Raw genomic sequence first — 23,507 nt, 5'->3', positions numbered from 1 at the left:
CAAAATGACACATTGGATTAAACGTCTACTCGCAGCTGGTGCAACAGCTTTGGCACTAGGATCCGTCACGATGGCAGTTTCATCTCCAGCATATGCTAAAGATGAAGCTAAGCCAGCTGTAACGGCTCCTGCTACTGCTGCTGCAAGTGCTGCTCCAGCTGCTCCTGCAGCTCCAGCACCAGTTGCAAACAAAGGTGACACAGCTTGGATCATGATCTGTACTGCTATGGTGGTATTGATGACATTGCCAGGCTTGGGTCTTTTCTACGGTGGCTTAGTGCGTAGCAAAAACATGTTGTCTGTGTTGATGCAATGTATGGTCATCTTCTCATTGGTTGCCGTTCTTTGGGCAGTGTATGGCTACAGTATTGCCTTCACACCAGGTAACGCATTCTTTGGTGGATTTGATCGACTCTTCTTGGCTGGTTTGACACCAGAATCAATGGGCGCCACATTCAGTAAAGGCGTTGTGATTCCTGAGTTTTCATTCTTCTCATTCCAAGGCGCATTCGCAACAATTACTTGCTGCTTGATCATCGGTGCGTTCGCAGAGCGTGCAAAGTTCTCAGCTGTGTTGTTGTTCATTGTTCTATGGTTCACATTCAGCTATTTACCAATCGCTCACATGGTTTGGTTCTGGCCTGGTCCTGACGCTTACACAGATGCAGCCGCAGCCGAAGCAGCAACAGCAGCTTCTGGTTGGTTGTTCCAAATGGGCGCATTAGACTTCGCTGGCGGTACAGTGGTGCATATCAATGCTGCTGTGGCTGGTTTGGTTGGTGCTTATGTGATCGGTAAGCGTATTGGTTTCGGTAAAGAAGCCATGAAGCCACATAGCTTAACTTTGACAATGGTTGGTGCATCACTTTTGTGGTTCGGTTGGTTCGGCTTTAACGCTGGTTCAGCACTAGAAGCTTCAGGCGGTGCAGCGATGGCTTTTGCTAATACATTCTTAGCAACTTCAGCAGCTGTATTGACTTGGTCTTTGGGTGAGTGGATGGGCAAAGGCAAGCCATCAATGTTGGGTGCAGCATCTGGTGCAGTAGCTGGCTTGGTTGCCGTTACTCCAGCAGCAGGCTTTGTTGGCCCAATGGGCGCCATCATCATCGGTTTGATCTCAGGCTTCCTATGCTTATGGGGTGTGACTGGTTTGAAGCGCATGCTTGGTGCAGACGATAGCTTGGATGTATTCGGTGTTCACGGTGTGGGTGGTATTGTGGGTGCGCTTTTAACTGGCGTATTTGCAGCCCCAGCATTGGGCGGCACAGGCATCTATGACTACGTAGCCAATGCTGTTGCAACTGACTACTCAATCGCTGGCCAAGTATGGGTACAAGCCAAGGCTGTGTTAACAACAGTTGTATGGTCAGGCGTGGTGTCATTCATTGCCTACAAACTAGTTGATATGGTGATTGGTTTGCGTGTTCCTGAAGATGCTGAGCGTGAAGGTTTGGACATTACTTCACACGGCGAAACAGCGTACGAAAGTTAATGGTTTTGTAGTAAATCTGTGTGAAATGTGAAGTAAGTATCCCCTGGCAGATGTCTTGCTGGGGGCCTTTTAAAGGGCGGTTTCTTTAATTAGAACCCGCTCTTTTTTTATCTGTCTTAGAATGACAACATGGTTCCTCATCTTATTACTGCCCTGAATGGTCCTTTGCTTGAATTAGAGAGCAAAGTTTTAGAAGCTACACCTGCCATCGAGCGCTGGTTCAGGTTGGAGTGGCAAGAGCACACGCCTCCATTTTATTGTTCAGTGGATCTGCGCAATGCTGGGTTCAAGCTTGCTCCTGTAGACACAAATTTATTCCCTGGAGGGTTTAATAACCTATCTCCAGAAATGATGCCTTTGGCGGTTCAGGCGTCCATGGCCTCTATTGAGAAAATTTGCCCAGATGCAAAAAATCTATTGTTGATTCCAGAGCGCCACACACGAAATGTGTTTTATTTGCAAAACGTGGCACGCTTAGCTTCTATCTTGAGACAGACCGGTTTGAATGTACGACTAGGAAGTTTGTCAGAAGAAATAACAAAGCCAACACCGATTGATTTACCAGATGGCCAAAGATTGGTTTTGGAGCCATTGGCCAGAATAGGTAATAAAGGTCGTCGATTAGGTCTCAAGGATTTTGATCCTTGCACGATTCTTTTGAATAATGATTTATCAGGCGGCATCCCAAAGATTTTAGAAAATCTTTATGAGCAGTATTTACTTCCACCATTGCATGCTGGTTGGGCGGTGCGTCGTAAATCAAATCACTTTGACGCTTATGACGATGTGGCCAAAAAGTTTTCTAAAGTGATTGATATTGATCCATGGATGATCAACCCATTTTTCACCAAGTGTTCTGGCATTAACTTCCATGAGCGCATCGGTGAAGAGTGCTTGCAGGAAAGCGTCGATGCTATCTTGAAAAAGATTGCACGCAAATACAAAGAGTACGGTATCAAAGAAAAGCCATATGTGATTGTCAAGGCAGATGCTGGAACTTATGGCATGGGCATTATGACGGTCAAGGATGCCAGCGAAGTCAAAGATTTGAATCGCAAAGAACGCAACAAGATGAGCGTTGTCAAAGAAGGCTTGGAAGTTGCAGATGTCTTGGTTCAAGAAGGTGTTTACACCTTTGAAAAAATCAATGAAGCCGTGGCAGAGCCTGTTGTGTACATGATGGACCGTTATGTGGTTGGTGGCTTCTACAGAGTTCATACCGGCCGCGGTGTCGATGAGAACCTCAATGCGCCGGGCATGCATTTTGTGCCGCTCGCATTTGAGCACAACGCGATTCCGGATGTGGCGGCAAAACCAGGTATTGCAGTACCGAATCGTTTTTATCTGTATGGCGTAGTTGCAAGGCTTGCTTTATTGGCGGCATCCTTAGAGTTAGAGCGCACTGATCCAGAGGCAGAGTAATCACATGAAGAAGCTTCTCTTTGTTGCGGATCCCCTGAGCAGTTTCGTCGTCAAAAAAGACAGCACCTTGGCCATGATGAAAGCCTCGCAACAGCGAGGTCATGAAGTTTGGCACTGCCAGATTGATCATCTAAAAAGTGTCGATTCATTCGTGCAAGCTGATTGCAAACAGATTGAGATAACACCTCATGAGGGTTCTTGGTTCAAAGAAGTAAAAACTCAAGTGCATAAGCTTTGTGAGTTTGACGCCATCATCATGAGGAAAGACCCTCCATTTGATTTGAGCTATGTCACAGCCACTTGGTTCTTGTCTCAAGCATGTCTTGAGGGGGCAAAAGTATTCAATGCTCCGGATGCCTTAAGGAACCACTCTGAAAAATTAGCTCTTTTAGAGTTCATGAAGTTTGCGCCACCAACAATTGTTAGTCACGACTTAGTAGATATCAAAGCTTTTCATGAGCGTTATCAAGACGTGATCATCAAGCCTTTGGACGGTATGGGTGGCCAAGGTATTTTTAGGGTTCAAGCCAATGGGCTGAATTTAGCCAGCATTGTTGAAACACTCGGTGGTAATGGTCAGCGAGCACTGATGATTCAAAAGTTTCTTCCTGAAATAGCTGCGGGTGACAAGCGGGTCCTGTTAATTGGTGGCGAAGTGGTCCCCTACGGTTTGGCGCGCATTCCTCAAGCTGGTGAGGTGAGAGGTAATCTTGCTTCGGGTGGCAAGGGGGTTGCTCAGCCTTTAACCCAACAAGAAGTAAATATTGCCCAAGAGCTCGGACCTTTATTGGCCAAAAGAGGTTTGCATTTGATTGGCTTGGATTTTATTGGTGGATATTTAACTGAAATAAATGTCACAAGCCCAACTTGCTTTGTTGAAATTACTGAGCAAACAGGTCATGATGTGGCATTGCAATGGTTAACTAATTTAGAGAAACATATTCAGTAATGGCTGGAATTTTAATCATCGCCCATGCGCCTTTGGCATCTGCATTACAAGAATTCACTCGCCATGTGTATGGTGAGGTGCCTGATCGTTTGAAAGCCTTGGATGTGATGGCTCACGAAGATGCAAAGGTTACTTTGGAGCGTGCGATAGAGGCTGCTCAGTCAATCACTTCTGATAAAGGCTTATTGGTACTCACAGACATCATGGGTGCGACTCCAGCCAACGTCGCTAGTCGTTTGGCTCACATGAAAGAGTTTGATGGGCATGTGAGAGTGATTGCTGGGGTCAATTTGCCGATGTTGATGCGTGCCATTGCTTATAGAGCAGAGCCTTTAGACTCTGCGTCTCAAAAAGCCATGCATGGTGGTCAGCAAGGAATTATTCCAATTGGCCACATGGGCCATATCGATGAAAATAAACAGATGGAAGTTAAGGATTAAGAATGCCAAGTGCAGAAATTAATATCATCAACAAACTTGGATTGCATGCGCGCGCCTCAGCTAAATTAACTCAGCTAGCAGGCCAGTACCCTTGCGAAATATTTTTATCCAAGGGCGGCAGAAGAGTAAATGCCAAAAGTATCATGGGCGTCATGATGCTGGCTGCTGGTATGGGAAGTGTTGTAACACTTGAGACTGAGGGTGATCAAGCGCAAGAAGCTTTTGATGCCATTCAAGCACTCATCAATGATCGCTTTGGGGAAGGTCAGTAATTTGTCTTTTACGCTTCATGGGATTCCGGTTACGAATGGTATTGCGATAGGTCGTGCCCTGAGGATCGCCCCATCCGCCATGGATGTGAAGCATTACTTGATTACTGAAGGTAGTGAACAAGCAGAACAAAAAAGACTTCTCGATGCATTTCAAGTTGTCAGACAAGAATTAAAAACACTCAGAGCAGGTTTGCCAGAGGCAGCGCCTGAAGAAATGGCAGCATTCTTGGATGTGCACGGCATGATTTTGGCCGATCCAACGCTGACAGAGCGACCTCTGGAGTTGATTCAACAAAAAAGATACAACGCTGAGTGGGCCTTGGCTACTCAGTTAGAAAATGTGCTCGAGCAATTTGCAGAAATTGAGGACGCTTATTTGCGCGAAAGAGCTGCAGATATTCGTCAAGTCGTTGAGCGAGTCATGAAGGTGCTTCATTTAGGTGAAGATCATCAAACCATTGGAGCCTTCTATAAAACAGTTTCTGAAAATAGAGAGCTGAGCGAAGTGATTGTGGTGGCTCATGATATTTCTCCGCCAGACATGTTGCGTTTCAAAGAATTGGCTTTTGGTGGATTTGTCACTGATTTGGGCGGTAAGACTTCTCATACCGCGATTGTTGCGAGAAGTTTGGATATTCCAGCAGCAGTGGGTGTCAGAAGTGCCAGTGAGTTGATCAGACAGGATGATTGGCTCATCATCGATGGTGATCGCGGCATTGTGATTGTTGACCCAAGCCCATTCATTCTTGAGGAATACCGTCATTTACAGTCCGCAAGAAAGCTTGAAAAGAAAAAACTTTTAAGACTCAAACACACACCAACAGTGACTGTGGATGGTCAGCACATTGATTTGATGGCCAACGTTGAAATGCCTGATGATGCTCCCATGGCATTGGACTCAGGAGCTGTTGGTATTGGCTTATTCAGATCTGAATTCTTATTCATGAATCGCCAAGGGCAAATGCCAGACGAGGAAGAGCAATTCTGGGCTTACCGTAAAACAGCTGAGGCCATGAAGGGTTTACCAGTCAGTATCAGAACCATCGATATTGGTGCAGACAAGCCCTTGGACGTGAAAGACAATGGTGGCCCTAACTATTTATCACCTTTGGGTTTGCGTGCCATCAGATGGTCATTGTCAGAACCTGAAATGTTTTTGATTCAGATACGAGCGATCTTAAGAGCCTCTGTATTTGGCAAGATCAAGATTTTGATTCCGATGTTGGCTCATGCTCAAGAGATTGATCAAACTCTTGATTTGATACAAACAGCTAAAAATCAGTTGGAAGCAGAAAGTATTAGTTTTGATCCGGGTATTCAAGTGGGTGCGATGATTGAAATCCCGGCTGCTGCCTTGGCACTTCCTTTATTCATTCGTCGTTTAGATTTTCTATCCATTGGCACCAATGACTTGATTCAATACACTTTGGCGATCGATCGAGCAGACAATGCGGTTGCGCATTTGTATGACCCATTACATCCTGCGGTTTTAAGGTTGATTGCGGGCATTATCAGAGATGCAAAAAATGCTCAGATGCCGGTGTCCGTTTGCGGTGAGATGGCTGGAGATGCTTCAATGACCAGAGTTTTATTAGGTATGGGCTTGACCGACTTCTCGCTTCATTTCAAACAGCTTTTGTCGGTTAAACAAGAAGTTTTGAGATCTGATACCCAGCAATTGAAATCAGCGGTTGATGGTTTGTTAGCAGCGATTGAGCCCGAAGAAATTCAGGCGGCATTTCAAAAAATCAATGCTTGATTAATTGTTTGAACAAACTTCGCAGTTATCACGTTGATGTAACTCAATCGTGTCAATCTGAGTGGATCTTGCATCCCACAGCAGTAATTTTCCACAAAGAGATTTGCCAACGCCTGTGATCACTTGAAGTGCCTGAGCTGATTGCATTGCGCCAATGATGCCAACCAATGGTGAAAAAACTCCCATGGTTGAACATTGCACCTCATCAAACTTTTGATCTTTTGGAAATAAACACGCGTAACAAGGCGTGCCTTTTTGTCTTGGATCGATGACCGTTAACTGACCATCAAAACGAATGGCTGCACCACTCACCAAAGGGGTTTTGTGTTTCACGCATGCAGCATTGATCAAATGACGACTTGTGAAGTTATCTGTGCAATCTAAAACAACGGTGGTGTTCGGTAAAAGTTCATCCAATAACTCAGCAGTGACTTTTTGTTCAAGAGCGACCACATTGAGATTGGGGTTGAGCTCTTGCAACATGTTTTTTGCAGAGCTCACCTTGGGCATGCCAATAGAATTTTGTTTGTGCATGATTTGACGTTGAAGATTGGTCAAATCCACCACGTCATGATCAATCAATGTGATTTTGCCAACGCCAGCTGCTGCTAAGTAAGGTGCGGCTGCTGAACCAAGACCGCCTGCACCAATCACAACAACATGGGATGACAGGATCTTTTCTTGGCCCTCAATGCCAATATCATCCAGAAGAATGTGGCGTGAGTATCGTAGAAGTTCCTGATCGTTCATCGCCAGATTCTTTTATTCCAAGCGAGACTTGGATTTTTTAATTGGTTGACCTTTTAAGTAAGCAGCGGCCTGAGTGAGCATGAAGTCTTCGGCTGAACCAAACTCAGCCGGACGCTTTTTGCGGTCCTTCTCTTTTTGCTCAGGTGTTTTCTTGGCATTCAACTCTTCAATGCGTTGTAACTCTTCAAGGCGACGCTGTTCGCGATCTTTGATTAACTTCTCTTCAGAAGATTGCTTATTCTTAAGATGCTTTTCACTATCAATTTCGCGAGTGATCAATACATCGTCAGGATCACCTTCAGCATTTTGATCAACAGCAATATCTGGTTTGATGCCAAATGCTTGGATTGATTTGCCCGTTGGCGTGTAATAGTAAGCCGTTGTTAGTTTCAGAGCTGAGTCTGCACTCAATGGGCGAACAGTTTGCACCGAACCTTTACCAAAAGTTGTTTTACCAATGATGGTTGCGCGTTTGTGATCTTGTAATGCGCCAGCAACAATTTCTGAGGCTGATGCAGAGAAGGCATTCACAAGAACAACCAAAGGTACTTTCTTGAAAGCCGGGGATAGCTGCGCTAGAGCATCATTGCTTTCTGATAAACGATAGTTATCAAAAGTTGATTTAAATACTTGTTTGGCTTCTTCTGTTTGACCTTTGGTAGAAACAATCAGAGTATCTGTTGGCAAGAAGGCAGCTGAAACTCCAACGGCACCTTGCAATAGACCGCCGCCATTATTTCTAAGATCAAGCACCAAGCCTTTTAATTGAGGATTTTCTGCAGCCAACTCATTTAACTTCTTGGCTAAATCCGGAATGGTTCTTTCTTGGAAGCTGGTGATGCGAACGTAGGCAATGCCAGGTTCAATAAATTTAGCTTTAACAGACTGAACTTTAATTTCAGCACGGGTGATGGTGATTGGGAAAGTTCTATCTTCACTTTTTCTGAAAATGGTTAAAGTAATTTTTGTGCCTGGCTCACCGCGCATGCGACGCACAGCTTGATCAAGTGTCATGCCGCGCACAGGCTTGTCATCCAAACGAGTGATCAAGTCACCAGATAAAAGGCCGGCTTTTGCTGCAGGCGTATCTTCAATTGGATTAAGGATTTTGACAATGCCATCTTCAGAAGTGATTTCAATGCCTAAGCCAGCAAATTTACCTTGGGTATGTTCTTGCATTTCTGCAAAATCTTTTTTATCCAAATAAGATGAGTGTGGATCAAGACCGCTGACCATGCCTTTGATGGCATCAGTCAATAAACGTTTGTCATCAACTGATTCAACGTAATCACGTTTGATTTGACCAAATACATTTGAAAGATTGCGAAGTTCATCTAGCGGTAATGAGGAGCTTCCTTGTTGAGCCGTTGCTGAAAGTTGCAAAGTTAGTGCAACTCCAGCAATCAAACCTGAGCAAACGAGGGCAATACTCTTGATCGAGCGGCGCATAGATTATTTTTCTAAGTAAAAATGTTTAATTGGTTTTAAGTTGTCATCTAATTCGTAAACAAGAGGTACTCCGTTAGGAATATTGATTTCCATGATGTCTGAATCAGATACGTCGTCTAGGTACTTTACTAGGGAACGAATACTATTGCCATGGGCTGCGATCAAAACTCTCTTGCCAGAGCGCAACGCTGGGGCAATTGATTCCTCCCAAAGGGGTAAAACACGAGCCACGTTGTCTTTCAAGCATTCGCCCAAAGGAATTTCTTCTTTTTTGAGTTTTGAGTAACGAGGATCATTAAATGATGTTCTTGGATCGTTTGGATCTAGTAAAGGGGGTCTAACGTCGTAAGACCTTCTCCAGATGTGAACCTGCTCATCGCCATATTTGGCGGCCGTCTCAGTCTTATTTAGACCGGCAAGAGCACCATAATGACGCTCATTTAAGCGCCAGCTGTGCACGACTGGCAACCAAAGCCTATCCATGGCTTCTTGGGCATGCCAAAGGGTTCTGATAGCCCTTTTCAGCACAGATGTGTAAGCAATGTCAAAATCATACCCGGCAGCCTTTAAACTCTCTCCAGCTTTGATAGCTTGCTGGATGCCGGTAGGGGTTAAATCAACATCAACCCAACCGGTAAAACGGTTTTCTAGGTTCCACTGGGATTCGCCATGGCGGATAAGTACGAGTTGTTTCATATTCACATTCTATAATTTACTAATGGACTTCTTTACAAATACAAATAATTTATTACTTCTTGCCACCCTGATTACATCAGGATTGGCCTTGGCATTGCCCCAGATCATGGGCCGCCTTAACAAACAGTTGCTCAGCGTGCATGAGTCTGTGCAGCTGATTAATCAGCGTCAAGCGCAGATTTTGGATATCCGCACCGCTGAAGAATACAAAGCAGGACACATTGCAAATTCTAAGCATTTGCCACTTTCTGAGCTTGATTCAGGCTTAAAACAAGCAAAAATTGATAGCAATAAGCCTATCATTTTAGTTTGTTTGAGCGGAACTAGAGCAAATACTGCCCTTGCAAAGCTTAAAAAAGCTGGCTGTAAGGACGTTGTTTGCATGGAAGGTGGAATTTCTGCTTGGAATCAAGCAGGTATGCCGCTCATTAAGCAAAAGTAAATCATGACAAAAATTACCATGTACAGCACCAGAGTGTGCCCCTATTGCATCATGGCTGAGAGGCTGTTGGTTTCAAAAGGTGTCGAAATCACAGAAAAAATCTTGGTCGATGAAGATCCAGTGCGTCGTGAAGAAATGATGAGCAGAACTGGGCGTCGCACAGTGCCGCAAATTTTTATTGGTGAAACACATGTTGGTGGTTTTGATGATCTATCAGCATTGGATAAAGCAGGTAAATTAGACCCATTATTGGGCAAGTAAATAGGAAAAAATATGACAGAAGCAGTCAATGGTGAAATGGGCCAAGACCCAAGTTTTCAAATTCAGCGCGTTTATCTAAAAGATATTTCTCTAGAGCAGCCGAATGCTCCAGAGATTTTGTTGAATCAAGGCGAGCCAAAATTAGAAGTTCAAGTGGATATTCAAGCCAATCAATTGGATGATGTTAATTTTCACGTTACTTTGATTGGCAGCGTTACAACCAAGATTGAAGACAAGGTGCTCTTTTTGGTAGAGGCTCAGCAATCAGGTATTTTTGAAATTCGCAATATGCCTGAAGAGCAAATCAGTCCTTTGTTGGCAATTGCTTGCCCAACCATTCTGTTCCCATATTTGCGCGCAAACATTGCGGACATGATCAGTCGCGCAGGATTCCAACCAGTTCATTTGGCTGAAATTAATTTCCATGCTTTGTACGAGCAACGCATGGCCCAGGGTGGTCAAGCTCAAGCTTCAAACGACAGCGGAATTATTCTGCCTAACTGATGAAGCACATTTATTTTCTTGGGGCAGGTGCATGGGGAAGCGCTATGGCCATGCATGCCTCAAAAAATAAAAAAGGACTCCCAGTTACTTTGTGGAGTCGCTCTTCAGAGCTTGCCGAAAACATTCGAGCAACAGGCTTTAATCAACAGTATCTTCAAGGCATTCAATTACCCGCTGAACTTTTGATCAGTAGTGATTGGAGTCAGTTATTTGAAGCCTGTACTGAAGAAGACTTGTTGTTCATCGCAACCCCTGTTTCTGGTTTAAAAGAAACGGTTGATCAACTCTTAAAACTTCAACAGATTCCAAAAAATTGGGTTTGGTTATGCAAGGGTTTAGAGCCAAAGACTTCATTGATGCCACATCAAGTGATTGCACGTGAGTTAAGTCTTGCGTTAGCTAATGATCGTGGAATTAAAACAGCCGTTTTATCAGGCCCTAGTTTTGCTTCAGAGGTTGCAAAGGGAATGCCCTGTGCACTGACAGTTGCAAGTGATTCAAATGAATTAATTACCTTGGTTCAAGATGCTTTGCACCATGGCAATATGCGCATTTATGGCAGCAACGATATTGTTGGCGTTGAATTGGGTGGCGCTATCAAAAACGTTTTAGCCATTGCAACAGGTATTGGTGATGGCTTGGGCTTGGGCTTGAATGCCAGAGCTGCTTTATTGACCCGTGGTTTGGCAGAGATGATGCGTTTGATGACGGCCATGGGTGGTAAATCTGAAACAGCCATGGGTTTGACTGGAGTGGGTGATTTGATTTTGACCGCTACTGGCGATCTATCAAGAAATCGACGTGTTGGCCTTCAGTTGGCCACAGGAAAAAAATTACCAGAAATACTGAAGAATCTAGGACACGTTGCAGAGGGAGTGTTGTGTGCTCAAGCTGTGAGTGATCTTGCAAAGTCTAAAGGCATTGAAATGCCGATCACACAAATGGTGTGTGAAGTGTTGTTCAAAGAGTTGGATGCCGCAGCAGCGGTTAAGTTATTGATGGGTAGAGACGCCAAGTCTGAAGCTTAATAATTGAGCGGGCAACTATTCGCCACCCTTGAAATCCATTTGGCGCCAAGCTTCATAAACCATCACTGCCACAGTGTTTGATAGATTCAGACTACGACTGTTAGCTCTCATTGGTAAACGCACACGCTTTTCTGGAAGAAATTGATCGCGAATTTCTTGTGATAGACCTCTGGTTTCGGAGCCAAAAACCAAGTAATCATTTTCTTGAAATTGACACTTGAGGAGCGTTCCAGTTCCTTTGGTGGTCAGTGCAAACATCCTATCTTGCTCAGGCTTTTCCTGCGCTAAAAAATCTGCCCAACTTTCATGAACTTTCATGTTGGCGTATTCGTGATAATCCAAGCCCGCGCGTTTCATGCTTTTGTCCTCAAGGGGAAAGCCCAAGGGTTTAATCAAATGAAGTTGCGCTCCAGTGTTGGCGCACAAGCGAATGATGTTGCCCGTGTTAGGTGGAATTTCTGGTTCAACAAGAACGATATTTAGCATGGTGATTTATTCGGTGTTCTGAGAATGACCCAATTATGAACACTTTGCGCTCCAAAATCTTTAAGTAATTTTGCAACAACGCTCAAAGTGGCACCCGTGGTCATGACATCATCAATTAAAACAATTCGTTTATTTTTAATGAGCTCAATCCCATTGGGATCAATGGAGAAAACATTGATCAAGCGTTGAGCACGCTCTTGTTTGGTCGCTGCAACTTGATCGCCATCTAGATGAATTCTATTCAGCGCTTTCCAATTGGTTTTTATCTTCAGTTTTCTTGAAAATAGTTTGCACAGTTCCCATGATTGATTAAAGCCTCTTTGATGAAGTTTTGTCTGGCTCATGGGAATGGGCAACATCACGTCAACGGACTGACTTCCCTGCGACCAGCTTGGGTGAATCCCTAGCCAAGCATCGAGAAGGCCATGAGCAATGGCGATTTGATGTTGGTATTTGTATGAGTGGATGGCTTCCGTTAAAAATCCGCCATAACTATCTAGGCAAAGTGTTGTGTCATAAGTTGGTTTTTTTCTCAGGCAATCAATGCACAGATGATTTGTTTCATGAGGTGCTATTGGCAGAGCGCATTGATCGCATCTTTGAATTTGAGAGTCTTTTAGTCGTTTAAGACATTTTTGACATATCGTTGCCGTTTGAAACTCCTTGCACCCAATACAGGAAGTAGGCAGGAGTAAATTCATCGCACGCTCAGTATACTGAGCACCTATGCCCACACCATCATCAGTGTCAAGCTCAGATACAAGAGCCATTCCTGAATTTCTATCTTTAGAAATTGCGCAGCGCATGGCTGAAAAATTAGAGATTGTTCGTTTGCAACCTCAAAAAGTAGGTCATCTTGGTGAGTTAAATCTATCTGTTTTGTCTGCCCTTTACCCTGAGGCTGAGCACCACTGTTTTGAAAAAAGATTTTCTTCAAACGCCCTTTCGCAGCTGTTTAAAAGAATCGCCCGCCAACAGTTTTATAAATACGAAGCGCCTTTAAATATTGGGGGTGCAGATTTTGATTTGATTTGGTCCAACTTGGAGTTGCATCTTCAAGATGACCCAAATGCATTGATGAAGCAGTGGAGAAGCAAACTTAAGCCTGAAGGTCTATTGATGTTCAGTTATCTTGGCCCTGATACAGGCAAAGAGCTCACAAAGCTCTTCCCCAATGATTGTTTACTGAGGAATGCAGGTAGCTTGGACATGCATGATGTGGGGGATGGATTGATGCAGGCTGGTTTTTCTGAGCCGGTGATGGACATGGAGTACCTGACCTTGTCCTACGAAGATCCTCATTTATTGTGCAAAGAAGCCTTTAATTTGGGCTTATTAACTTCGCCTGATTCAGCACAGCATGTGATTGGAGTGGAATCGAAGTTGAATATCACCCTCGAAGTTGTCTACGGGCATGCCTGGTCGCCAGTTGCATCGCGTTCTCAAAATAAGACGGGAATAGCAACCATCAGCCCCGATCAAATTGTTAGGCCTAAAAAATAAGTAAGCAAGCGCACACATACCTTAATACCTAATTATCCTAGTGTAAACATCTAAATTGCTTAGTAATTTATTGCACTAGATCAAATTACAAATATAATTGATGTATATCAAATGCATTGCCATTCATGCGGTGCAACAGATTCAAGAATTTATTAAATAGGAACGAAGATGAAACATCGCACATCACTGGTCGGTTTGCTATTTGGTTTGGTGAGCTCGCTATACGCTAATTTTGCTTTGGCTATCAATGACATGCCTGGCGGCCCTTCAAGATTTCAGTTAAATCTTCAGCCTGCAGCGACCAAAGTTGCTGAAGAGGTAGCCTACCTTCACTGGATGATGTTGATCATCTGTGCGGTTATTTTTGTGGCTGTATTTGGCGTGATGTTTTATTCAATTTTCAAGCACCGCAAATCTTTGGGTCACAAAGCTGCAAGCTTCCATGAAAGCACAACAGTAGAAATCATTTGGACAGTGGTTCCTTTGATCATTGTTATTGCGATGGCATTGCCAGCAACTAAAACAGTGGTTGCGATGAAAGACACAACTAACGCTGATATCACCATCAAGGTGACTGGTTATCAGTGGAAGTGGGGCTACGATTACATCAAGGGTGAAGGCGAAGGCATTTCATTCTTGCAAACTTTGACAACTCCTCGTGAGCAGATCAACAACCAAGCTGAAAAATCAACAACATATTTGGTTGATGTTGATAACGAGATGGTTGTGCCTGTTGGCAAAAAAATTCGTATGGTCACAACAGCTAATGATGTGATTCATTCATGGACCATTCCAGCATTTGGCGTTAAGCAAGATGCGATTCCAGGTTTCGTTCGCGACACTTGGTTCAGAGCTGAAAAATTGGGTACCTTCTACGGTCAGTGTTCAGAGCTTTGCGGTAAAGAGCACGCATTCATGCCAATCGCTGTGAAGGTTGTGACGGATGCAGAGTACACAACATGGGTTGCTGGTAAGAAAAAGCAAATGGCTTCTTTGGCTGATGATCCAACAAAAACTTTCACAATGGATGAGTTAAAGCAACGTGGTGAAAAAGTTTATGCATCTAACTGTGCAGCTTGCCATATGCCTAACGGTAAAGGTGCTGGCGCATTCCCAGGTTTAGATGGATCTAAAGTTGTCTTGGGTGCAAAAGAAGCTCAGTACAAGATTTTGTTACAAGGTAAGGGCGCAATGCCAAAGTGGACTCAATTGAATGACGTTGAGTTGGCTGCAGTTATGACATACACACGTAATGCTTGGGGTAATAAGACTGGTGAATTAATCCAGCCTAAAGACTTCTCAACAGCACGTGCAGCAAAATAATTAAATTAGATAGGTAATTGGAGCTACTATGAGCACAGTAAGTCACGCACACGATCATCACGACGATCACGCACATGATCATCCGCATGGATGGAGACGTTGGTTATACGCCACCAACCATAAAGATATTGGTACGCTGTACCTGTTGTTTTCTTTCTTCAGCTTGATTGCTGGCGGCATCATGGCTTTGGGTATTCGCCTAGAGCTATTCCAGCCAGGTTTGCAATACATTCGTCCTGAGCTATTCAACCAGCTCACAACGATGCACGGTCTAGTGATGGTGTTTGGCGCGATCATGCCAGCCTTCGTGGGCTTCGCAAACTACATGATTCCATTGCAAGTAGGTGCCTCAGATATGGCATTTGCTCGTATGAATAACTTCAGCTTCTGGATCATGCCTGTTGCAGCGTTATTGCTTTTGACTTCATTCCTAGTTCCTGGTGGCGCAACTGCTGCTGGTTGGACTCTGTATGCACCCCTATCAGTGCAAATGGGTCCAGGTATGGACATGGCGATTTTTGCAATTCACTTGATGGGCGCTTCATCCATCATGGGTTCAATTAACATCATCGTGACAATTTTGAACATGCGCGCTCCTGGCATGACATTGATGAAGATGCCAATGTTCTGCTGGACATGGTTGATCACTGCTTATCTATTGATCGCTGTTATGCCTGTTTTGGCTGGTGCGATCACCATGGTTCTAACAGACCGTCACTTTGGTACTAGCTTCTTCTCAGCAGCTGGTGGTGGTGACCCTGTGATGTATCAGCATATTTTCTGGTTCTTCGGACACCCAGAGGTTTACATCATGATCTTGCCAGCGTTCGGCATCATCAGTGAAGTAATCCCAACATTTGCTCGTAAAACATTGTTCGGTTACAGCTCAATGGTTTATGCAACAGCTTCTATCGCGATTTTGTCTTTCATCGTTTGGGCGCACCACATGTTTGCAACAGGTATGCCTGTAACAGGTCAGTTGTTCTTCATGTACGCAACGATGTTGATCGCTGTTCCAACTGGCGTGAAGATCTTTAACTGGATCGCAACAATGTGGAAAGGTTCAATGACCTTTGAAACTCCAATGTTGTGGTCAATTGGTTTCATCTTCGTGTTCACAATGGGTGGTTTCACAGGCTTGATCTTGGCTGTTGCACCGATTGATATCTTGGTTCAAGACACATATTACGTTGTGGCTCACTTCCACTATGTTCTAGTAGCAGGTTCTTTGTTTGCTCTATTTGCAGGCTTCTACTACTGGGCGCCAAAGTGGACTGGTCACATGGTGAATGAGTTCCGCGGAAAAGTTCACTTCTGGGGCTCAATGATTTTCTTCAACGTTACATTCTTCCCGATGCACTTCTTGGGCCTTGCAGGTATGCCACGTCGTTATGCAGACTACCCAGTTCAGTTTGCTGACTTCAATGCAATCGCTTCTATCGGCTCACTTGGCTTTGGTTTGATGCAGATTTATTTCTTGTTGTTTGTGGTGTTGCCAACATACCGTGGCGGTCAAAAAGCAGCTGACAAGCCATGGGATGGTGCAAATGGTTTGGAGTGGACAATTCCTTCTCCAGCGCCGTTCCACACATTTGAAACTCCGCCAACGGTTAAGTAATAAATCCTAACGGAATTTAAATGACAACATCAGAACAAAAAACACAAAATCCAAGCGCGAACAATCGTCGCTTGGGTCTTGTGTTGTTAACGGTTGCAATCGCCTTCTTCGTGGGTATTGTTGCTAAGAAAATGATATTCGGCTGATCATGGCATTTAACCTGGCCCAATACAATCGTCAAATGCTGGTCAAGCTCGCTGTTATCAGTGTGGCCATGTTTGCTTTTGGGTATGCATTGATTCCAATGTACAGAGTTTTGTGTGAGGTGACTGGCATCAATGTGGTGACCAGTAAAAATAACTACGGCACTCGTGCTGTTGGTGCCGCTGATAAAAATACTCAAGTTGATACCTCACGCTTGATCACGATAGAGTTTGATTCAAATACTCAAGGGCCGTTTAGATTTCGCTCAGTAAAAAACTCAATGCAAGTGCATCCTGGTGAAATGATGCAGGTTGTTTATGAGGTGGTTAATACTCAAAATAGAAATATTTCAGCACAAGCTATTCCAAGTTATGCGCCGATGCAGGCCACGGAGCATTTCACGAAGTTGGAGTGCTTCTGTTTTGACGAACAAACTTTGAAGCCGAATGAATCAAGAGAAATGCCAGTGGTGTTCATCATTGATCCGGCTTTACCAAAAGGTATTAAAAATATTACTTTGTCATACACATTCTTTGAAGTTGGTGCTGGTCAAAAAGTGATCACTGGTGAGCACAACAGCAAGCCTTCAAAGATTTAAGATGGAAAATCAAAAAAGAAGTTCCATCATGATGTTTTTAATCTCCATGAGAGCAGTTTTATGGGGGTTTTTAGGAGTAAGAAAGAGGTCTGGTCAGGATGCTGATATGGCGTCTGTGACTTTTGTTCACATTGTGCTTGCTGGTGTTTTGGGCGCAATTATTTTTATGACAATATTGTTGTTCATTGTCAAAGCAGTTGTATCGAATTGATTTTTTAGGAGAGAGAGTATGTCTTCCAGTGTTACTAAAGCCCCGTATTACTATGTGCCGGCTCCAACACGCCATCCAATCGTTACAAGCATTGGTTTGCTTGGCTTTGGTTCAGGTGCATCGATGTGGGTTAATGGCAGCACATTGGGTATGTTCCTTTGTTTGGCAGGTATCGTTTGGACCATTGCATCTTTGTATGTATGGTTCGGTGAAGCGATCGGCGAAGCTGAAAGTGGCATGAACAGTGTGAACGTAGACGTTTCTTATAGATGGTCTATGGCATGGTTCATCTTCTCAGAAATCATGTTCTTCGGCGCTTTCTTCTCAGCTCTTTTCTATGCAAGAAGTATCGCTATGCCTTGGTTAGGTGATATTGACAACAAACTATTGTGGCCAGATTTTGCAGCCACTTGGCCTAATGCCGGTCCAGCTGGTTTGGTTGAAAGCTTTAAGACCATGGGTCCATGGCCAATCCCAACCATCAACACTATTTTGTTGTTGGCATCTGGCGTAACAGTTACTTGGGCTCATCACGCAATGCGTGAAGGTCACCGCAAGCAAGTAATCCAAGGTTTGGCAGCTACTGTTGCCCTTGGCGCAATTTTCATGTGCTTCCAGGTGTATGAGTACATCCACGCATACAGCGACTTGAACTTGAAGTTGAGCTCAGGTATCTATGGCTCAACATTCTTCATGTTGACTGGTTTCCACGGCTTCCACGTCACAATGGGCGCCATCATGTTGGCAGTTGTTTTGGTCCGCGTCATGAAGGGGCATTTCACACCAGAAAATCACTTCGCCTTTGAAGGTGCTGCATGGTACTGGCACTTCGTGGACGTTGTTTGGCTAGGTCTTTACGTTGTGATCTATTGGATGTAAATACTGATCAATCGGCTTGTACCGATTGAATCATTAAAAAACGCCGCAAATGCGGCGTTTTTTAATACAGTGGAAAGTGTTGGTTAAGTCGTTTTAGTTTGGTTTAGCTGATTAATTAAGCTGCAACACGGATGCCGGTACTTTGGATATAGCCCAAGGTATGAGCAATCCAAATGCCAGCAAAGAGCAAAATCGATATGCCAATGCGAAGCATCAGAGAATAAACAGTTTTTGAGCTTTTGCCTTTATCACGCATCATAAAAAACAAGGCGGAGCCAAGGCTGCCCAAAATTAACAAGAAAGCTATAGGGATAATCCAATTCATAGGGGTACATCGTATCATTGCTTTATGTTTAAAAGATTAGTTTTATCACGTCCGATAGCAACAGCCGCAACCATGATTGTTTGCTCAATAGGATTGTCTTTGGGTTTTTGGCAATTAGATCGAATGCAGCAAAAATTAACGCTTGCAGCAGATATTGCTAAAAAAGAAGAATCACGCCCCTTGTTGGCGAATGATAAAGATTGGCAATTGAGTGAAGTAAAGCACCACAGGATGATCGCAAGGGGTGTTTATTTGGCCGATCAATCTGTGTGGTTGGAGAATAGACCGCACCCTCAGGGAAGAGATCCAAAGACAGGTATATCCACAGGGTTTTTAGTGATGACACCTCTGAAGCTCGAAGGTACTCAAAGAGTGTTGTGGGTTAACCGTGGCTGGGCTCCAAGAGATGGCATGAACCGAGAGACCTTACCAACCATCCATACGCCTACAGGCTCTGTTCAGGTGGAAGGTTTGGCATTTGAGTATCCTACACGCGTCATGAGTATGGGCACTCAAGGTTCCTCAGCAGAAAGTCAAAAAATTCAGCAAAATCTTGATATTAAAAAACAATCAAAGTATGTGGGTTTCGATTATTTGCCCTTTGTTTTGAGAGAAGTCGCAACAGCAAATAATGATGGATTGCAAAGAGATTGGCCGTCAATGACCACTGGCGTTGAAAAGCATCAGGGTTATGCATTTCAGTGGTTTGCTTTAACGGTCTTAGCTCTCGTATTTTGGTTAATAACAGGTCTCTTAAGGAAAAAAATTGATGAATAAAGACAGTGATTTAAATCCACTGATTCCAGCTTCGGAAGGGCAAAGAATTGATGCGGCCACCAAGCGTGGACGTATTCAGATGATCTTGTTATTTTTGGTGTGCGCAGCTCCAGTATTGGTTTCTTACTTCACTTTTTATGTGATCAAGCCAACAGGCGGTAATACAAAAATTGGAGAACTTGTTTATCCAGTTCAAGCTGCACCGATAGATTCAATTGAGGCGCCATTACAAGGTAAGTGGACCATGTTGATCGCTCGTCCAGCTGCTGAGTGCAAAGTTGGTAATGATCAGTGCGTTCAATTGCTTTATTTGATGCGTCAGGTTCGTATTGCTATGGGCCGAGAGAGTCAGAGGGTGCAGTTGGTTTGGTTGGTGACCGATCAGGGTGATATTGATCCTGAGATTGCTAAGGCCTATGACCATGAGGTGGCAGGATTTACTTTTGTGAGAATGCCAAAAGATCCAGCTAAAAAGAATGAAGTTGAAAAATGGCTTGAGCTTGATGGAAAAAAATCAGCGATTCATTTATTAGATCCACGTGCTGACAGAATGATGCGATTTGCGACTGATAAAGAAGTTCCTGACTTTAAAAAGACATCCAAGGATTTGGAAAAGTTGTTGAAGTGGAATGCTACCGGTAAGGCCACACAATAATGAGCTTCATCGCCTGGATTCAGTTGTTGTTGATCGGTGCCGCTATTGGCGCAGTTTTGTTGTTGATCATGTGGTGGAAATTCAAGAAATTTAGTTTCCATCGCTTGGTTTTGTTGACTGTATTTTTCACCTTTGATTTGATTTTGTTTGGCGCCTTCACACGATTAACCGATTCAGGATTGGGTTGTCCTGATTGGCCTGGTTGTTATGGCGTATCAAATCCAATTGCTGCTCTATCTCAAATACGTGAGGCTGAAAGCATGATGCCAACAGGCCCGGTGACTTTGAGTAAGGCATGGATAGAAATGCTGCATCGTTACTTTGCCATGGGTGTTGGATTTTTAATCATCATCATGGTTGTTTGGTCCTGGATGAAGAAGCAGGCCATTGGTGCAAAAATCAGCAGTACATCGATCGGTATTTTGATCTTGGTGTGTGTTCAAGGTGCATTTGGTGCATGGACTGTGACGCTCAAGTTACAACCAGTGATTGTCACGATTCATTTGATGCTGGGATTAACTTTATTGGCTGCGCTGACTTATTTATCAAGCTTGAGTGCGCGTTTGGATTCGCATGGGGATTTGAGAGCCGTTAAAACTGATGTGCCATTTAAGAAAATTGCCTGGATTGTTTTAGCCATTTTGATTCTGCAGATTTTCTTGGGCGGCTGGGTGAGTACCAATTATGCAGTTTTAGCCTGTGATGATTTTCCACTGTGTCATGGGGCTTGGTATCCTGAGATGAATTTCTCTGAAGGATTTACCTTCTGGCGTGAGCTTGGTAAGGCAGCCGATGGAGATCACTTAAGCATTGAAGCCTTAAGAGCCATTCATTGGACTCATCGAGTCGGCGCAATTTTTGCAGTCCTGGCAGTTTTTTACTTGGCTGCCAAGTTGTGGCTAATTTCAAAAACCAATTCGACATCATCTATGAAGTTTTGGGCAACCTCATTATTTGGCCTAGGTCTCTTGCAAGTGATCACTGGCATGAGCAATATTATTTTGGACTGGCCATTGCTTGCAGCTGTGCTGCATACAGGAGGTGCTGCGGCGATGGTATTTGTGATGATCAGAGTTGTTAACATTGATCATGAAAGGCTTTCTTCATGACTCAAGCTAATTTAGCGCCAATGAAAAAGTGGCAACAGTACTGGGCTTTGACCAAGCCCAGGGTGACACAGCTCGCTGTTTTTTGCGCCATCATCGGTATGTTTTTAGCAACCCCTGGAATGGTCCCTTGGTCTGTATTGATCGGCGGCTCTATTGGTATTTGGTTATTGGCTGGCGCAGCCTTTGCTGTGAATTGTTTGGTTGAGCAAAAGCTTGATGCCAAGATGCGAAGAACTGCTTGGCGACCTTCAGCCACTGGCGAGATTGGTCAAAAACAAATCATTGTGTTTGCATTGGTGATCGGTGTGGCGGGCATGGTCTTGTTATGGAATTTTGCTAATCCATTGACCATGTGGGCAACACTCATCACTTTTGTTGGCTATGCAATTATTTACACTTTGTTGCTCAAGCCTGCAACGCCACAGAATATTGTGATTGGTGGTTTGTCTGGGGCTATGCCACCAGCTTTAGGATGGGCGGCTGTGGCCAATGATTTACCTGCTGAAGCTTGGTTGTTGGTCTTGATCATCTTTACTTGGACGCCACCACATTTCTGGGCCTTGGCTTTGTACCGTCGTGAAGATTACAAGCAATCTGGCTTACCCATGTTGCCAGTCACGCATGGCGAAAGATTCACACTGTTGCACATCTTGCTCTACACATTGGTTCTGATCGCAGCCACAATCCTGCCATTTATTTATAAGATGAGCGGTTATTTTTATTTGGCATCCGCTTTGGTGCTGGGTGGTATGTTCTTGGCTTATGCCATTGCACTTTATAGAAATTACTCAGACGATCTCGCTAAACGTACGTTTAGATTTTCAATCATTTATCTTTCATTATTATTTGCGGCCCTTTTAATCGATCACTACCTATGACATTTCAAATACTTAACCAGCGCTTTTTTGCGCGCGCTTTACTGGCTCTCTTGACTGTCTTTGGTGTCATGGCCTGCTCCAATCAAAACATTAAATTTAATAATGTGGACATCACGGGTAGCAAGGCATTCGGTAAAGATTTTTCTTTGACTGACCATAACGGCAAGAGAAGAGAGTTATCAGAGTTCAAAGGACAATTGGTGGTGATGTTCTATGGTTACACGCAGTGCCCAGACGTTTGCCCAACAACTATGACTGAAATGCAAGGCGTGATGGAGTTGTTAGGTAAGGATGCTAGTCGTGTGCAGGTAATGTTTGTCACTGTTGATCCAGAGCGTGATACCCAGGAACTTTTATCTCAGTATGTGCCATCTTTTGATAAGCGCTTTTTGGGCTTAAGACCGCAATCAGCAGAAGAGTTAGAGAAGATCACCAAAGACTTCAAAGTCTTTTATAGCAAGGTGCCAGGAAAGAGCCCTACAAGCTACACCATCGATCACACAGCGGGTAGTTATGTGTTTGACACAAAGGGTCAGCTAAGATTATTTTTGAAGCATCAGCAGGGACCTAAGCCCATTGCAGAAGATTTGAAAAAGTTACTTTGAATTATTTTTGAATGAAGCGGTTGAGTTAAAAATGAGGTTAAGCAGTTAATGCTAACTTCATTTTTTTTAACGCAGCTGCTTCGATTTGACGCACGCGTTCTGCAGAAATATTGAATTCTGCAGCAAGATCATGCAAGGTGCTTCCACCTGTGCCGTCGTCTGTTACATCTAACCAGCGCGATGCCACAATCTTGCGACTGCGCTCATCTAGACTTGCCAAGGCCTTTTCAATACCTGGACCTTGTATTTGACGTGTTTCTTCACGAGCCAATACTTCGGTTGGTTCGTAGCGGGTGTCTGATAACCAGTTGATTGGAGCATAGGCGTCATCATCTGATGAGTCTGCCTCAATAGCCACATCACCACCGCTCAATCGTTTCTCCATCTCTCGTACATCTTCTTGGCGAACATCCAATGCTTTTGCAAGATGATCAATTTCAGAAGGGGAAAGTGCGTTTAACGTTGGTTTGTTGCTGCGCAAATTAAAAAATAATTTGCGGTGAGCTTTGGTTGTAGCAATTTTGACCATTCTCCAGTTGCGAAGAATGTATTCATGAATTTCTGCTTTGATCCAATGAATCGAATAAGTCACCAAGCGAGTGCCTTGTTCAGGGTCGTAGCGTTTCACTGCTTTCATAAGACCAATATTGCCTTCTTGGATCAAGTCCGCGTGAGGGATGCCATAGCCAAGGTATTGGCGAGCAATAGACACCACCAAACGAAGGTGTGACATCACCAAGGTTTTGGCTGCGTCTAGGTTTTCATGATCCCTGTATTCACGAGCAAGGCGAATCTCGTCCGCTGCGCTGAGCATCGGCAGACGATTAACGCTTGAAATGTAGGCATCAACACTGCCGACATTCAATTGCATTGGAATCATGGCATTCATATTTGTCATACCTCTATATTAGCACTCCTGATATTAGAGTGCT

At 44.0% G+C, this 23,507-nt stretch carries 30 protein-coding genes and 1 pseudogene; 23 read left to right on the top strand and 8 right to left on the bottom strand.

All coding sequences use genetic code 11. From position 1 onward, the window contains the following. Positions 1-4 precede the first annotated feature (4 nt). The 6 genes from GQ367_RS08030 to ptsP all read left to right on the top strand — a co-directional run bounded on the left by GQ367_RS08030 (position 5) and on the right by ptsP (position 6,334). Positions 5-1,492, top strand: coding sequence for an ammonium transporter (locus tag GQ367_RS08030; protein ID WP_251370155.1), 1,488 nt, complete (start codon positions 5-7; stop codon positions 1,490-1,492). Positions 1,493-1,621: 129 nt separating this feature from the next. After that, entirely contained in the window at positions 1,622-2,914 is a 1,293-nt protein-coding gene (gshA, locus tag GQ367_RS08025) for a glutamate--cysteine ligase (RefSeq protein WP_215290447.1), read from the top strand. 4 nt (positions 2,915-2,918) lie between these two features. Beyond that, on the top strand, positions 2,919-3,863 hold the full coding sequence (gene gshB, locus GQ367_RS08020) for a glutathione synthase (protein WP_215290446.1): 945 nt from the start codon (positions 2,919-2,921) through the stop codon (positions 3,861-3,863). Continuing rightward, on the top strand, positions 3,863-4,303 hold the full coding sequence (locus GQ367_RS08015; protein ID WP_215290445.1) for a PTS sugar transporter subunit IIA: 441 nt from the start codon (positions 3,863-3,865) through the stop codon (positions 4,301-4,303). The genes gshB and GQ367_RS08015 overlap by 1 nt, the downstream gene beginning before the upstream one ends. 2 nt (positions 4,304-4,305) lie before the next feature. Continuing rightward, complete coding sequence (locus GQ367_RS08010; RefSeq protein ID WP_215290444.1) at positions 4,306-4,575, top strand: HPr family phosphocarrier protein; 270 nt, start codon at positions 4,306-4,308, stop codon at positions 4,573-4,575. Position 4,576: 1 nt separating this feature from the next. Further along, complete coding sequence (gene ptsP, locus GQ367_RS08005) at positions 4,577-6,334, top strand: phosphoenolpyruvate--protein phosphotransferase (RefSeq protein ID WP_215291928.1); 1,758 nt, start codon at positions 4,577-4,579, stop codon at positions 6,332-6,334. Here the strand turns inward: ptsP and GQ367_RS08000 are convergent, their stop codons facing one another. From GQ367_RS08000 to gpmA, 3 genes are read right to left on the bottom strand one after another with little or no spacing between them, the layout of a single operon-like run. Continuing rightward, positions 6,335-7,084, bottom strand: coding sequence for a HesA/MoeB/ThiF family protein (locus GQ367_RS08000; RefSeq protein ID WP_215290443.1), 750 nt, complete (start codon positions 7,082-7,084; stop codon positions 6,335-6,337). Positions 7,085-7,096: 12 nt separating this feature from the next. Beyond that, a complete protein-coding gene (locus GQ367_RS07995; protein ID WP_215290442.1) occupies positions 7,097-8,533 on the bottom strand; it encodes a S41 family peptidase in 1,437 nt (478 codons plus the stop codon). Between the two features lie 3 nt (positions 8,534-8,536). Then, a complete protein-coding gene (gene gpmA / locus GQ367_RS07990; protein WP_215290441.1) occupies positions 8,537-9,229 on the bottom strand; it encodes a 2,3-diphosphoglycerate-dependent phosphoglycerate mutase in 693 nt (230 codons plus the stop codon). A 22-nt stretch (positions 9,230-9,251) separates the two neighbouring features. On the opposite strand from gpmA, the gene GQ367_RS07985 reads away from it, so the two are divergent. The 4 genes from GQ367_RS07985 to GQ367_RS07970 are packed head-to-tail and all read left to right on the top strand — an operon-like array spanning position 9,252 to position 11,464. Continuing rightward, positions 9,252-9,671 (top strand): rhodanese-like domain-containing protein, encoded by a 420-nt coding sequence (locus GQ367_RS07985; RefSeq protein WP_215290440.1) that lies wholly within the window; start codon positions 9,252-9,254, stop codon positions 9,669-9,671. A gap of 3 nt (positions 9,672-9,674) precedes the next feature. Further along, positions 9,675-9,932: a glutaredoxin 3 gene (grxC, locus tag GQ367_RS07980; RefSeq protein ID WP_215290439.1), complete on the top strand. Its 258-nt coding sequence runs from the start codon at positions 9,675-9,677 to the stop codon at positions 9,930-9,932. A gap of 12 nt (positions 9,933-9,944) precedes the next feature. Beyond that, the gene (secB, locus tag GQ367_RS07975) at positions 9,945-10,436 is read left to right on the top strand and encodes a protein-export chaperone SecB (RefSeq protein ID WP_215290438.1); all 492 of its coding nucleotides are present in this window, start codon (positions 9,945-9,947) and stop codon (positions 10,434-10,436) included. Further along, the gene (locus tag GQ367_RS07970; RefSeq protein WP_215290437.1) at positions 10,436-11,464 is read left to right on the top strand and encodes an NAD(P)H-dependent glycerol-3-phosphate dehydrogenase; all 1,029 of its coding nucleotides are present in this window, start codon (positions 10,436-10,438) and stop codon (positions 11,462-11,464) included. The genes secB and GQ367_RS07970 overlap by 1 nt, the downstream gene beginning before the upstream one ends. Positions 11,465-11,479: 15 nt before the next feature. Here GQ367_RS07970 and trmL read toward each other — a convergent pair whose 3' ends face one another. Both trmL and GQ367_RS07960 read right to left on the bottom strand, forming a co-directional pair. After that, positions 11,480-11,950: a tRNA (uridine(34)/cytosine(34)/5-carboxymethylaminomethyluridine(34)-2'-O)-methyltransferase TrmL gene (gene trmL / locus GQ367_RS07965; RefSeq protein ID WP_215290436.1), complete on the bottom strand. Its 471-nt coding sequence runs from the start codon at positions 11,948-11,950 to the stop codon at positions 11,480-11,482. Next, positions 11,944-12,294, bottom strand: a complete 351-nt coding sequence (locus GQ367_RS07960; RefSeq protein WP_215290435.1) for a ComF family protein — start codon at positions 12,292-12,294, stop codon at positions 11,944-11,946. Before GQ367_RS07960 ends, trmL begins: the two co-directional genes overlap by 7 nt. Here GQ367_RS07960 and GQ367_RS07955 point away from each other — a divergent pair. Then, positions 12,282-12,578, top strand: coding sequence for a hypothetical protein (locus GQ367_RS07955; RefSeq protein ID WP_215290434.1), 297 nt, complete (start codon positions 12,282-12,284; stop codon positions 12,576-12,578). The genes GQ367_RS07960 and GQ367_RS07955 overlap by 13 nt on opposite strands. On the opposite strand, the pseudogene GQ367_RS08685 reads toward GQ367_RS07955, so the two are convergent. After that, positions 12,544-12,651, bottom strand: a pseudogene (locus GQ367_RS08685) (hypothetical protein); the annotation flags it as partial. The gene GQ367_RS07955 and the pseudogene GQ367_RS08685 sit on opposite strands and share 35 nt — an antisense overlap. A 25-nt stretch (positions 12,652-12,676) precedes the next feature. Here GQ367_RS08685 and GQ367_RS07950 point away from each other — a divergent pair. From GQ367_RS07950 to GQ367_RS07920, 7 genes are all read left to right on the top strand, one after another. Next, positions 12,677-13,453, top strand: a complete 777-nt coding sequence (locus GQ367_RS07950; RefSeq protein ID WP_215290433.1) for a hypothetical protein — start codon at positions 12,677-12,679, stop codon at positions 13,451-13,453. 168 nt (positions 13,454-13,621) lie between these two features. Continuing rightward, a complete protein-coding gene (gene coxB / locus GQ367_RS07945) occupies positions 13,622-14,776 on the top strand; it encodes a cytochrome c oxidase subunit II (RefSeq protein WP_371818535.1) in 1,155 nt (384 codons plus the stop codon). 28 nt (positions 14,777-14,804) lie between these two features. Next, positions 14,805-16,394 (top strand): cytochrome c oxidase subunit I, encoded by a 1,590-nt coding sequence (ctaD, locus tag GQ367_RS07940; protein ID WP_215290432.1) that lies wholly within the window; start codon positions 14,805-14,807, stop codon positions 16,392-16,394. A gap of 20 nt (positions 16,395-16,414) precedes the next feature. After that, positions 16,415-16,540, top strand: coding sequence for a cytochrome oxidase small assembly protein (locus GQ367_RS07935; protein WP_215290431.1), 126 nt, complete (start codon positions 16,415-16,417; stop codon positions 16,538-16,540). A 2-nt stretch (positions 16,541-16,542) separates the two neighbouring features. Further along, the gene (locus GQ367_RS07930; RefSeq protein ID WP_215290430.1) at positions 16,543-17,136 is read left to right on the top strand and encodes a cytochrome c oxidase assembly protein; all 594 of its coding nucleotides are present in this window, start codon (positions 16,543-16,545) and stop codon (positions 17,134-17,136) included. A 28-nt stretch (positions 17,137-17,164) separates the two neighbouring features. Further along, complete coding sequence (locus GQ367_RS07925) at positions 17,165-17,347, top strand: DUF2970 domain-containing protein (protein WP_251370154.1); 183 nt, start codon at positions 17,165-17,167, stop codon at positions 17,345-17,347. Positions 17,348-17,365: 18 nt separating this feature from the next. Further along, a complete protein-coding gene (locus GQ367_RS07920; protein WP_215290428.1) occupies positions 17,366-18,226 on the top strand; it encodes a cytochrome c oxidase subunit 3 in 861 nt (286 codons plus the stop codon). Positions 18,227-18,341: 115 nt separating this feature from the next. Here GQ367_RS07920 and GQ367_RS07915 read toward each other — a convergent pair whose 3' ends face one another. After that, positions 18,342-18,551 carry a twin transmembrane helix small protein gene (locus GQ367_RS07915; RefSeq protein ID WP_215290427.1) on the bottom strand — a complete coding sequence of 70 codons (210 nt, stop codon included), beginning with the start codon at positions 18,549-18,551 and terminating at the stop codon, positions 18,342-18,344. A 24-nt stretch (positions 18,552-18,575) separates the two neighbouring features. On the opposite strand from GQ367_RS07915, the gene GQ367_RS07910 reads away from it, so the two are divergent. Genes GQ367_RS07910 through GQ367_RS07890 form a run of 5 tightly spaced genes read left to right on the top strand, consistent with a single transcriptional unit; the run spans position 18,576 to position 22,575 of the window. Beyond that, complete coding sequence (locus tag GQ367_RS07910; protein ID WP_215290426.1) at positions 18,576-19,328, top strand: SURF1 family protein; 753 nt, start codon at positions 18,576-18,578, stop codon at positions 19,326-19,328. After that, complete coding sequence (locus GQ367_RS07905) at positions 19,321-19,983, top strand: hypothetical protein (protein WP_215290425.1); 663 nt, start codon at positions 19,321-19,323, stop codon at positions 19,981-19,983. The genes GQ367_RS07910 and GQ367_RS07905 overlap by 8 nt, the downstream gene beginning before the upstream one ends. Then, entirely contained in the window at positions 19,983-21,092 is a 1,110-nt protein-coding gene (locus GQ367_RS07900; RefSeq protein ID WP_215290424.1) for a heme A synthase, read from the top strand. Before GQ367_RS07905 ends, GQ367_RS07900 begins: the two co-directional genes overlap by 1 nt. Continuing rightward, entirely contained in the window at positions 21,089-21,970 is an 882-nt protein-coding gene (gene cyoE / locus GQ367_RS07895) for a heme o synthase (RefSeq protein ID WP_215290423.1), read from the top strand. The genes GQ367_RS07900 and cyoE overlap by 4 nt, the downstream gene beginning before the upstream one ends. Then, positions 21,967-22,575 (top strand): SCO family protein, encoded by a 609-nt coding sequence (locus GQ367_RS07890; protein WP_215290422.1) that lies wholly within the window; start codon positions 21,967-21,969, stop codon positions 22,573-22,575. Before cyoE ends, GQ367_RS07890 begins: the two co-directional genes overlap by 4 nt. A gap of 37 nt (positions 22,576-22,612) precedes the next feature. On the opposite strand, the gene rpoH is transcribed toward GQ367_RS07890, so the two are convergent. Further along, the gene (gene rpoH / locus GQ367_RS07885; RefSeq protein ID WP_251370153.1) at positions 22,613-23,473 is read right to left on the bottom strand and encodes an RNA polymerase sigma factor RpoH; all 861 of its coding nucleotides are present in this window, start codon (positions 23,471-23,473) and stop codon (positions 22,613-22,615) included. Between the last annotated feature and the right edge of the window lie 34 nt (positions 23,474-23,507).

The organism is Polynucleobacter sp. MWH-CaK5, assembly GCF_018687615.1.
Classification (GTDB): Bacteria; Pseudomonadota; Gammaproteobacteria; order Burkholderiales; family Burkholderiaceae; genus Polynucleobacter.
This window is presented reverse-complemented; position numbering and strand designations above follow the sequence as displayed.

Excerpts from the sequence above, each read along its gene's own strand:
- GQ367_RS08010 (WP_215290444.1), top strand. The coding sequence starts at position 4,306 with ATGCCAAGTGCAGAAATTAATATCATCAACAAACTTGGATTGCATGCG.
- GQ367_RS07950 (WP_215290433.1), top strand. The coding sequence starts at position 12,677 with ATGCCCACACCATCATCAGTGTCAAGCTCAGATACAAGAGCCATTCCT.
- GQ367_RS07930 (WP_215290430.1), top strand. The coding sequence starts at position 16,543 with ATGGCATTTAACCTGGCCCAATACAATCGTCAAATGCTGGTCAAGCTC.
- grxC (WP_215290439.1), top strand. The coding sequence starts at position 9,675 with ATGACAAAAATTACCATGTACAGCACCAGAGTGTGCCCCTATTGCATC.
- coxB (WP_371818535.1), top strand. The coding sequence starts at position 13,622 with ATGAAACATCGCACATCACTGGTCGGTTTGCTATTTGGTTTGGTGAGC.
- GQ367_RS08015 (WP_215290445.1), top strand. The coding sequence starts at position 3,863 with ATGGCTGGAATTTTAATCATCGCCCATGCGCCTTTGGCATCTGCATTA.
- GQ367_RS07925 (WP_251370154.1), top strand. The coding sequence starts at position 17,165 with ATGATGTTTTTAATCTCCATGAGAGCAGTTTTATGGGGGTTTTTAGGA.
- GQ367_RS08000 (WP_215290443.1), bottom strand. The coding sequence starts at position 7,084 with ATGAACGATCAGGAACTTCTACGATACTCACGCCACATTCTTCTGGAT.
- rpoH (WP_251370153.1), bottom strand. The coding sequence starts at position 23,473 with ATGACAAATATGAATGCCATGATTCCAATGCAATTGAATGTCGGCAGT.
- cyoE (WP_215290423.1), top strand. The coding sequence starts at position 21,089 with ATGACTCAAGCTAATTTAGCGCCAATGAAAAAGTGGCAACAGTACTGG.
- GQ367_RS07970 (WP_215290437.1), top strand. The coding sequence starts at position 10,436 with ATGAAGCACATTTATTTTCTTGGGGCAGGTGCATGGGGAAGCGCTATG.
- gshB (WP_215290446.1), top strand. The coding sequence starts at position 2,919 with ATGAAGAAGCTTCTCTTTGTTGCGGATCCCCTGAGCAGTTTCGTCGTC.
- GQ367_RS07985 (WP_215290440.1), top strand. The coding sequence starts at position 9,252 with ATGGACTTCTTTACAAATACAAATAATTTATTACTTCTTGCCACCCTG.
- secB (WP_215290438.1), top strand. The coding sequence starts at position 9,945 with ATGACAGAAGCAGTCAATGGTGAAATGGGCCAAGACCCAAGTTTTCAA.
- GQ367_RS07915 (WP_215290427.1), bottom strand. The coding sequence starts at position 18,551 with ATGAATTGGATTATCCCTATAGCTTTCTTGTTAATTTTGGGCAGCCTT.
- GQ367_RS08030 (WP_251370155.1), top strand. The coding sequence starts at position 5 with ATGACACATTGGATTAAACGTCTACTCGCAGCTGGTGCAACAGCTTTG.
- ctaD (WP_215290432.1), top strand. The coding sequence starts at position 14,805 with ATGAGCACAGTAAGTCACGCACACGATCATCACGACGATCACGCACAT.
- GQ367_RS07920 (WP_215290428.1), top strand. The coding sequence starts at position 17,366 with ATGTCTTCCAGTGTTACTAAAGCCCCGTATTACTATGTGCCGGCTCCA.
- GQ367_RS07890 (WP_215290422.1), top strand. The coding sequence starts at position 21,967 with ATGACATTTCAAATACTTAACCAGCGCTTTTTTGCGCGCGCTTTACTG.
- GQ367_RS07905 (WP_215290425.1), top strand. The coding sequence starts at position 19,321 with ATGAATAAAGACAGTGATTTAAATCCACTGATTCCAGCTTCGGAAGGG.
- GQ367_RS07910 (WP_215290426.1), top strand. The coding sequence starts at position 18,576 with ATGTTTAAAAGATTAGTTTTATCACGTCCGATAGCAACAGCCGCAACC.
- GQ367_RS07935 (WP_215290431.1), top strand. The coding sequence starts at position 16,415 with ATGACAACATCAGAACAAAAAACACAAAATCCAAGCGCGAACAATCGT.
- GQ367_RS07960 (WP_215290435.1), bottom strand. The coding sequence starts at position 12,294 with ATGAGCCAGACAAAACTTCATCAAAGAGGCTTTAATCAATCATGGGAA.
- trmL (WP_215290436.1), bottom strand. The coding sequence starts at position 11,950 with ATGCTAAATATCGTTCTTGTTGAACCAGAAATTCCACCTAACACGGGC.
- GQ367_RS07900 (WP_215290424.1), top strand. The coding sequence starts at position 19,983 with ATGAGCTTCATCGCCTGGATTCAGTTGTTGTTGATCGGTGCCGCTATT.
- gpmA (WP_215290441.1), bottom strand. The coding sequence starts at position 9,229 with ATGAAACAACTCGTACTTATCCGCCATGGCGAATCCCAGTGGAACCTA.
- gshA (WP_215290447.1), top strand. The coding sequence starts at position 1,622 with ATGGTTCCTCATCTTATTACTGCCCTGAATGGTCCTTTGCTTGAATTA.
- GQ367_RS07995 (WP_215290442.1), bottom strand. The coding sequence starts at position 8,533 with ATGCGCCGCTCGATCAAGAGTATTGCCCTCGTTTGCTCAGGTTTGATT.